Source organism: Streptomyces sp. NPDC059169 (genome assembly GCF_042755225.1).
Taxonomy (GTDB): Bacteria; Actinomycetota; Actinomycetes; order Streptomycetales; family Streptomycetaceae; genus Streptomyces.
In genome coordinates, this window is sequence record NZ_JBHZCF010000020.1 from 111,313 (window position 1) to 120,165 (window position 8,853).

Annotated in this window: 5 protein-coding genes; 2 read left to right on the forward strand and 3 right to left on the reverse strand. The window is 71.8% G+C overall.

The genetic code is table 11. The features are described 5' to 3' along the window. Positions 1–77 precede the first annotated feature (77 nt). Positions 78–317, reverse strand: coding sequence for a hypothetical protein (locus ACFXOM_RS30200; protein ID WP_384942149.1), 240 nt, complete (start codon positions 315–317; stop codon positions 78–80). A gap of 43 nt (positions 318–360) precedes the next feature. Continuing rightward, on the reverse strand, positions 361–4,116 hold the full coding sequence (locus ACFXOM_RS30205; RefSeq protein ID WP_384948593.1) for an ALF repeat-containing protein: 3,756 nt from the start codon (positions 4,114–4,116) through the stop codon (positions 361–363). 399 nt (positions 4,117–4,515) lie between these two features. Here ACFXOM_RS30205 and ACFXOM_RS30210 point away from each other — a divergent pair, with 399 nt between their 5' ends. Both ACFXOM_RS30210 and ACFXOM_RS30215 read left to right on the forward strand, forming a co-directional pair. Then, a complete protein-coding gene (locus ACFXOM_RS30210; protein WP_384942152.1) occupies positions 4,516–5,025 on the forward strand; it encodes a hypothetical protein in 510 nt (169 codons plus the stop codon). 34 nt (positions 5,026–5,059) lie between these two features. Beyond that, entirely contained in the window at positions 5,060–7,219 is a 2,160-nt protein-coding gene (locus tag ACFXOM_RS30215; protein ID WP_385040429.1) for a trypsin-like serine protease, read from the forward strand. Positions 7,220–7,318: 99 nt separating this feature from the next. On the opposite strand, the gene ACFXOM_RS30220 is transcribed toward ACFXOM_RS30215, so the two are convergent. After that, on the reverse strand, positions 7,319–8,236 hold the full coding sequence (locus ACFXOM_RS30220; RefSeq protein WP_384948596.1) for a glycoside hydrolase family 19 protein: 918 nt from the start codon (positions 8,234–8,236) through the stop codon (positions 7,319–7,321). Positions 8,237–8,853 lie beyond the last annotated feature (617 nt).

The following is an 8,853-nucleotide window of genomic DNA, read 5'->3' on the forward strand; positions in this document are numbered from 1 at the left end:
GTTTCCCGGACTCTGCGGTTACTTGTGGTTCCCGGTTTCCCCCCCCGGGCTACACCGGCCCCTTCCCTACCCTGCGGTCACTGCTCCCGCGTCACGTAGCGGGAGAGCAGTTCACCCGCCCTGCGGTCGATCTCGTCCGGAGGATCGAGCGGCCGCAGATCCGGATCGAAGTGCTCCAGGAGCGCCCTGGACTCCGTCCAGGGGATCCCGAGCGCCTCGTCCAGGATCCGCAGCAGGTGCAGGGGAGTCAGCCTGAAGCCCTCCTCGCCCCTGAGCATCTCGATCACGGCGAGGATGCCTGCGCCTTCCGCGGCCATCCTCCGGACGTCCTCAGCTGCCTTCTCCACTGTGCCTTCCGCTCTACCTTCCGAAGTGGACCTGGACGTGGGTGTAGTGGCCGCGCTCGCCCTTGAGCGTGAAGCCGTAGGCCTTGGTGAACCCGTACCGCTTCGAGTTCCTGCCGGTGAAGGTGCCGAGCGCGGCCTCCTCCTCGCTCTTCCCCTCGCGCAGCAGCTGGTTGAACTTGTCCAGGTTGCTGGGCATGCTGCGGTTCCAGTTCCCCTGGACGATCCGGATGTTGTCCGCGCCGTAGTGCTCCATCATGGCGTCGAACATCTGCCACCCGGGGACCTTGCTGTCGTTCCTCTCGACCGCGATCGTCAGAATGCCGTCGCCCGAGACGTTGGCCGTGATCATGCCGTCGCCGTCGTAGCCCTTGATGAAGTCACCGCAGGCCCACTTCTTGCCGCCGGCCGCCGCCCGCGCGGAGACGCTCCTCGCGAACACGCCCTTCGCGGACACGCCCTTCACCGAGGAGCGCTGCACGGACGACAGACCCGGGACCACCTTGGCGACCTTGCATGCCTTGTTGACCTTGTGCAGCTTGCGCATCAGCTCGTACGCGTGCTCCGCCCACCGTGCCTTCGACTTGACGGTGACGTCCGCCAGCAGCTCCCAGCAGTGGGAGACGCTGGGGTCGTCCGCGCAGGCTTCCAGCGTGTCGAGGTCGGTGAAGAGCGACACCACGTCGTGGAGCTGCTCCATCGCCGTGGCGAACCGGGCACCGTCCGCGAAGATCGCGCAGAGGATCTCGTTGTGCTGGCACCAGCGCGGGTGGTTGCGGTTCGCCTCGTCGCAGCCCACGAAGCCGCAGCGGTACTTCTCGCGCGCCTGTGCGCCGGGGTCGTTCTTGGCCTTCTCGGCGACGGCGGCCTTGCGGCGGGCCTCCTCCTCGGCCTTGAGCTTCGTGAACGCGGCGTGGTAGGCGTCCTTGGCCGCCGCGAGGGCGGCCTTGGCGTCCTTGCCCGCTGCCCTGGCCTCCGCGCGGGCCTCGTTCGCCGCCGACCAGGCGAGCGAGGCCGACGCCTGCGCCGCTTCCGAGGAGACGGTCGCCGTGGCGGCGGACGCCGCCGCGGCGCGGGCGTCCCGGTTGGCACTGTTCGCCGCGCTGCGGGCGGTCCTCGCCGACTCCGCGGCCTGGGCGGCGGACGCCTCCGCGGCCCTGGCGTAAGCGGTCGCCTCGTCGGCGCACTTCTTGGCCTTGGCCGCCGACTCCTTGGCCTGCTTGGCGTACGCGGCAGCCTTGTCCGCCGCCTTGCGTGCGAGCGCGGCGGTCTGCTGGGCCTCGGCGGCGTCCTGCTGGGCGGTCGCCGCGACCCCCGCGGCCTCGGAGATCAGCTGCTGGACCTGTGCCACGTGGGTCGCCGCGAGCAGGTCCTTGCGCTTGGCCATGAACTGGCCCCGGGAGATGAACGCGTGCAGTGCCTGCGGTGAGCCCTCGAGGGCGATGCGCGCCGCGGACTTGACCTCGGGGCCGCCGCTGGAGACGAGCTGCGCCGCTTCGACCCGCTCGTCCTGGGTGCGGGCGGTGTCCTCGGTGGTGAGCAGGAACTGCCGGTAAGCGGCCGGGGTCCCGGCGGCCAGCGCCTTGCGCGCCTCGTCCTTGACGATCGGGCCACCGACGTCGGCGGCCTGGGCAATGGCCACCCGGAAGTCCTGCGCACCCGACTCGTACTGGCCCTGGGTCAGGAAGGAGTGCACTGCGCCGGCGTCGCCCGCGAGTGCGGTCTCAGCCGCGTTCCGCACGGACTCGCTCATGCTGTCCTCGGCCAGCCGCTCGACCTGGAAGCGCTCGTCCTGCTGTCGGGCCTCCTGCCAGCCGTTGCGGACGTAGTCGACGACGTATTCGTCGGGGCTCGCGAGCGCCACCTCGGCGGCCGCGCGGCTCCAGGCCTCGCCGTTGTCCGCCGCGAGGAAGGCGAGCTCCCGTCCGTCGGCGGCGACCTGTGCGAGGTCCGCCCCCGGCCGGGCAGCAGCAGCAGCCAGGCGCTGTGCCTCGGCGTCGCGCTCCTTGGACTGCTTGGCCTCGGCGGCCGCCGCCGCCCGGCGCTCGTCGTCCGCTTCCCTGAGGTCCTTGGCCTGCTCGATGCCGGCGTTGGTACGGCCCTTGAGCTCCTCGGCCTCCACCTCACGGGCCAGCGCGAAGACCTCCTGCGCCTTGGCCACCGCCCGGCTCGCCGTGCCGGCGGCCTCGGAGGCGGCATCGGCGTGTTCCGTGGCCTTGGTGGCGGCGTGCGCCGCGTCGGTCGCGTGGTCGGCTGCCTCATCGGCGGCCTTCGCCGAGGCGAGAGCGTGCTTCGCCGCCGAACGGGCCTCGTCACGGGCCTGCACCGCGGCCGTCGCAGCCTTGCCCGCCAGCCTCTCCGCAGCCGCCGCGGCACGGTTGGCCTCGGCCGCGTGGCGCTTGGCGGCGGCGGAAGCACGGCGCGCCTCGGCGGCCTGCGCACTGCTCTGGTTGGCGTAGCTGCTCGCCTCCGCGGCCGCGGAGGCGGCGCGATCGGCGTTGGCGCCCGCGCTCGCGGCGGACAGCGCCGCCGCACCGGCCGCTGTCGCGGCCTTCGACGCCTGGTCCGCGGCATCGGCCGCGAGATCCGCGCCCTTGGCGGCGATACGGGCCTCATCCGCCGCCTTGCGGGCCGCGGTGGCGTTCTTGTGGTCACGTGCCGCGTCGGCCGCGGCGCTGCGGGCGTTCGACGACGCGCGGGCCGCACCGGCGGCCGCAGCGGCGGCCTGCGAGGCGGCGCTGGCGGCGACCCGGGCCGAGTTGTTGGCCGCATTGGCCGCGGAGATCGCCTGCTGGGCAGCGCTCGCCGCTTGCTTGGCGGCCTTGGCGGCCCGGCCGGCCGCCGCCGCGGCGTCCAGCGAGTCCTTGCGGGCGAGCGACGCCTCCTTGGCGGCCTTCTCCGCAGCATCCTTCGCCAGGGCAGCCGCCTTCACGGCCTTGGCCGACTCCTCCTTGGCCGCCGCGGTCTCCTTGGCAGCCCGGCGTCCGGCCTCCTTGGCCTGAGCGGCCAACTGGGCCACCGTGGCGTGCTCCTGGTCGCGCGAGCGCGCCACGTACTGGCCGACGTCCAGGAACTCCCTGATGTCCTCCGGCGTTCCGCCGATGGCCAGCCGGCCCGCGGCCTTCACATTGGGTCCGCCGGCGCCGACGATCTGCACCAGCTCGACCCGGTCGTCCTCCTGGCCTTTGGCGTACTGGCCGGAGGAGAGGAACGCCTGCACGTCCTCGGCGGTGCCGTTCAGTGCGGCCCGCCCGGCCTCCTGGACGATGGGACCGCCCGTGCTGACGATCCGCGCGACCTGGACCCGCTGGTCCTGGCGGAGCGGCTCCTCCCAGCCGGACGACAGGAAGGTCTCCAGGTCCTCCGGGGTTCCTGCCAGCGCGGTGCGCGCGGCGTCCAACAGCTGGCTGCCGCCGAGGCCGGAGATCTGCGCCGCGGCGACGCGGTTGTCCTGGACCTCCGTCTCGGCGACGGTGCCCAGCAGTTCCCGGACGTCTGCGTCGGTGCCGGTGAGGGCCGCCTCGGCGGCGGCCCTGACGCCGGGTCCGCCGGACTTCCACAGGTCGACGACCAGAGCGCGGGAGGTGAGCGGCATGGGACTACCGCTCTGACCGCTGAACAGGCCGTCATCGGACAGGGGGTCGTCGGCGGCGGTCGCCGTCCCGCCCATCAGCCCCATCGTCAGGGCGAGCGGGAGCAGGCCCGCGACCAGCGCGCGCGCAGTCGTCAGAGCTCCCCTCGCCCGTCGTCGCCCGTTAATTCTTCGATTCAAAAGACTCTCATCTCGGTCGACGGCAACGGCAGTTGCCATTCTCCATATTGGCGACGGGAGCATAACGCGGCGCTTTTGGAGCAGTTGGCAAGGCACCCACCCCGAGCGGACGAGTGTTGCCCAAGTCACTGGAATTTCAAATTCCGTTCTTCACGCTTCGGTCACATCTTCCAGTGCACCATCCCGGTGTTCCGTCCACACGTGTGACGCGCACGTCACTTGACCGGAAACAGCCCAGGAATAGCATCACAAAAGCCCACACACCCCACCATTAGTTCTGTGAAGGCAAGTTGACGATGCGTCACAGGAAGCCCTAGATTCACTGCCCACCCTTTACTCTGCAATTACTTTTCGGCCACCAACCCTCAATGTCTGGTGGCCACCTGAAAGGAGCGTGCGGTGGCTTTCCGCACCCGAAGCCTTCTGATTTCCGGAGCCGTGGGCACACTCGCCGCGGTCATCGGAATTCCGCTCGCCACTGCCGATGACTCCCCTGCTCCGCCCGCCGCGGGCGACACCCCGCCGGTCATCGTGGAGAAATACGACTACCCCGGCGCCGACGACGTCCTGGCGACGCAGGGCATCAAGCTGAAGAAGGGCGACGGGCGCATCGTGCTCGCGGAGTGCGACACGACGCCCGGCCAGATCAAGGTCCACACCGTCAGGGACGACGCGGTCGGCCGCAAGGGCAACTACTGCTTCCGGGCCACCGCCAAGACGGGATACCTCACCCTCGAACTGCCCCGTGTCTTCGCTCTGGAGACGGCTGACCACCCGATCAGCGCCGATCTCACGGCCAACGGGGCCACGACCACCGTCGACGTCGCCAAGGGCGGCTTCGAGAGCGTGGGCGAAGGCACCGTCGGCGGTGCCAGGTCCGTACTCGTCGAGATCCGCGTCACCGGCTGACCCCGGCCCCTCCAGCGCCAAGGAATCGAGAACCGTGAACTCCCCACGCCCACGTGCGGCCGCAACCGCCGCCCTGGTCGCCGCCGTCACCGCCGGGACGCTCGTCTGCTCCCCGGCCCACGCCGTGTCGGGCGACGCCGTACCCTCCGCAAGCCACGCCTTCACCGCCAGGCTCGTCGTCGGCACCGACGAGGACGCCCGTGGCTGCTCCGGCGCGCTCGTCGCCCCGCAGTGGATCCTCACCGCCGCGAACTGCTTCGCCACCGACCCCGGGAACCCCGTGGTCACGCCGGGCAAGCCGGCCCTCGGCACCACCGTCACGGTCTCCGGGAAGACCGGTCAGGTCGTCGAGCTGGTGCCCCGCCCCGGGCGGGACGTCGTCCTGGCACGGCTCGCCAAGCCCGTCACGGGGATCACTCCCGTGAAACTGTCGACCACCACGGCGGCGGCGGGCGAACAGCTCAAAGCCGTGGGCCTCGGACGCACGAAGACCGAGTGGGTACCGGACACACCGCACACCGCGACCTTCACCGTGGACGCGTCCGGAGCCGACGACATCGCGCTCACCGGCGTGAACGGCGCGCTCTGCCAGGGCGATTCGGGCGCGCCCCTGCTGCGCGAGACGGGCGGCGGCACCGAACTGGTCGGCGTCAGCACCCGTTCCTGGCAGGGGGGCTGTCTCGCCGAGAAGGAGACCCGCACCGGCGCGGTCGCCTCCCGCTCCGACGACCTGGCCGGCTGGGTCACGACCACCGTCACCGCGGCCCGCCCCACCGACTTCAACTGCGACGGGATCCGCGACATCGCGATCGCCGACCCGAAGGCCTCGGTCGGCGGGGACGCCAAGGCGGGCGTGGTGCGCGTCGTGTACGGCGGCGGCAAGGGCACCGTGGAACTGAACCAGGACAGTGCCGCCATCCCGGGCGGGGCAGAGGCCGGCGATCAGTTCGGCGAGTCGCTGGCGACCTTCGACCACGACCTCGACGGCTGCACCGACCTGGTCGTCGGCATCCCCGGGGAGGACATCGGCAGCACCGCGGACGCCGGTTTGGTGGAGGTGCTGTACGGGGCACCGGGCGGACTGACCAAGGGCCGTGCCGCGCTGGCGCTGGAACAGGGCAAGGGCGCGGGCGCGATCAAGGCGTCCGCAAGCGAGGCGGGCGACCGGATGGGCCAGTCCCTGGCCGCCGGGACCACCGTCGCCGGCGAACCCTTCCTGGTCATCGGCGTCCCCGGGGAGGACCTGGGCAACATCGTGAACGCGGGGAACGTCTTCTACCTTCGCGGCACCACCAACGCTTCGGTGCACCAGGACAAGCCCGGCGCGGCCGGCACCGCCGAGAAGGACGACCGCTTCGGCACCAGCCTCGCCGCCTCTCCCGGCCACTTCGCCGTCGGCACCCCGAACGAAGCCATCGGCAAGGAGACCAAGGGCGGCACCGTACAGATCTACGGCCACACGCTGAACTCCACGGGCGGCCCGACCCCGCTGACCGGCTTCGACCAGGACTCCGACCGAATCAGCGGCGTTTCGGAACCCGGTGACCAGTTCGGTGCCTCGCTGGCCATGGTGGCCTACCGCCCGAGCGCCGCGTCCAGCGGAACCGACTCGATCCTCGCGATCGGCGTGCCGGGTGAGGACACCGCCGGCAGCCCCGTGATCAAGGACGCCGGCCGGGTGGTGACGCTGAAGGTCGACGCCGCGGGCAAGATCACCCAGCTGGCCGACCTCAGCCAGGGCACCACGGGCATCGCGGGCGCGCACGAGGCAGGCGACGCCTTCGGCAGGAACCTGACGGCCGTGAACACCCGTCCCGGCGCCGTCAGCACCGGCAAGAACCTCCTCCTGGCGATCGGCATCCCGGGCGAGGACCTCGGCTCCGTGAAGGACGCGGGATCCATCCGCGTCGTCCCCCTGCTCGGTGACGCGGGCAAGTCCGACGTCGTCGTCGAGGAGGGCAAGGCCGGACTGCCGGGCTCCCCGGGCACCTCCCACGCCGTGGGCAACTACATGACCGCGGCCGCCGGTCACCTCTACGTGGGCATGCCCCTGGGCCCGGGCGCGAGGGGCGCGCTGCACGCCCTGCCGTGGGCGAACCTCGTCGACGGCGCGGCGGAGCCGGTGGTCTCGTACCAGCCGGGCAAGGGCGGACTCCCGGCCGCGGGCGACGCGTTCGGCACGGCCAGCCAGTAGCCACGACCGCGGCGGCCATGACCGGGCGCCGCACACGCAAACGGACGGGCGCTCCCGGGAACGGGGGCGCCCGTCGCGGTGCGTGCCGCGGCGCAGCGGTCAGCAGGACAGCTTGCCGCCCGTCGGCACGCCCAGGATCTTGGCGAAGCGCTGGTAGCTGCTCACACGGCTCCGGACCTGTTCCGGATTCTTGCCGTCGCACTCCAGCGAGCCGTTGATCGAGCGGATCGTCTGGCCGAAACCGGCCCGGTCGACCATCGCGCCGTGCCCCGTCACCGTGCCCGGTCCGCTCTGGGTGTTCCAGTACCAGAGCCCGGTCTTCCAGGCGACGGCCGGCTCCCGCTCCACGCGCGACGGTTGGGCCAACAGGTCGATGCCGAGCGCGTCACCCGCGGCCTTGTAGTTGAAGTTCCAGCTGAGCTGGATCGGACCGCGGCCGTAGTACGCGGCCTGGCCGGCAGGACAGCCGTAGGACTGGCCCGCATCACAGTAGTGCGGGTAGTTCGCGGTGTCCCGCTCGACGATGGAGGCCAGGCCCTTCGTCTCGTGGGCGACGTTGGCGAGGAAGGCCGCCGCCTCCTGTTTGCGCACCGTGTCGCTGCCCGTGGTGGCGAAGGCGGGGAACGCGCTCACCGCCGCGGTCAGTCCGTCGTACGTGTAGAAGGGATTCCGGCTCGGGAACATCTGTTTGAACTGTGCCTCGCTGACGACGAAGGGACCCGGATTCGGATTGCCACCGCTCCCACCGTCCCCTCCGGAGGTGCAGGCGCCCTGGTCGGCCCAGACGCCCGACTCGCCGGTGGTGCCGGGCGTCTCGCCCTGGGTCCACCACTTGGCCTGCCAGTTGTGGCCGTCGTGGGAGGCGGTCATGCCTCCGGTGTACACGGAAGAGGAGGTCCACGGGCTCGTGCACGGCGCCGTGACGGAGGAGAAGGCCGGGAGGAGGGCCAGGAGCCCGACGACCACCGCGGAGGCGGTGAGCAGGGCGAGGATCCCTCGGCGTGCGGACAACAATATCGGCCTTCCCTATCGGGAGTGCGGGTTGAGGGCACTGTCGGGTAGTGGTTTGCACCTGTCAAGGTCTGGGCCAGACCGTGGGACGGAGCGCCGTCCCTCCGGACCCGTGGCGGCGTTGCGCCCCGGCGTCGGGGAACGGCGGATCAGTCGCAGGAGGGACGGAAATCCAGGTGTAGGGAGCTTCCGCCACTGATTCCTCGTCGACGCTCAGCGGATGTGTGCGGCACCGCTTGTGGGCCCCGTCCTCCGGGCGGTCGGGCAACTGCGCGTGCCCGGTGGCCCGGCGCCCGTCACCCCCCGCGCCACGAACACGAACGGCCCCTCCCCGGCAGGGCGCCGGCCCTCCCCGCGCCGTCCGGGGCGGCCACGGTTCGGCTGCGCCCGTCCGGCACGGCATGCCGTACGGGCCCCGCTCGCCGGCCCGTACGGGGTAGTCGGGCCACCGGTCGATCCGCCGGGTCGCCGAGGGACCGGGGGGGTGCCCACCGTCCGGCCGACGAGGAGGCGCGGGGGGGGGGGGGGGGGGGGCCCCCCCCCCCCCCCCCCCCCCCCCCCCCCCCCCCCCCCCCCTTCCCCCCCCCCGACAGAAAACACCCAAAAAAAAACCTACTCCCCCC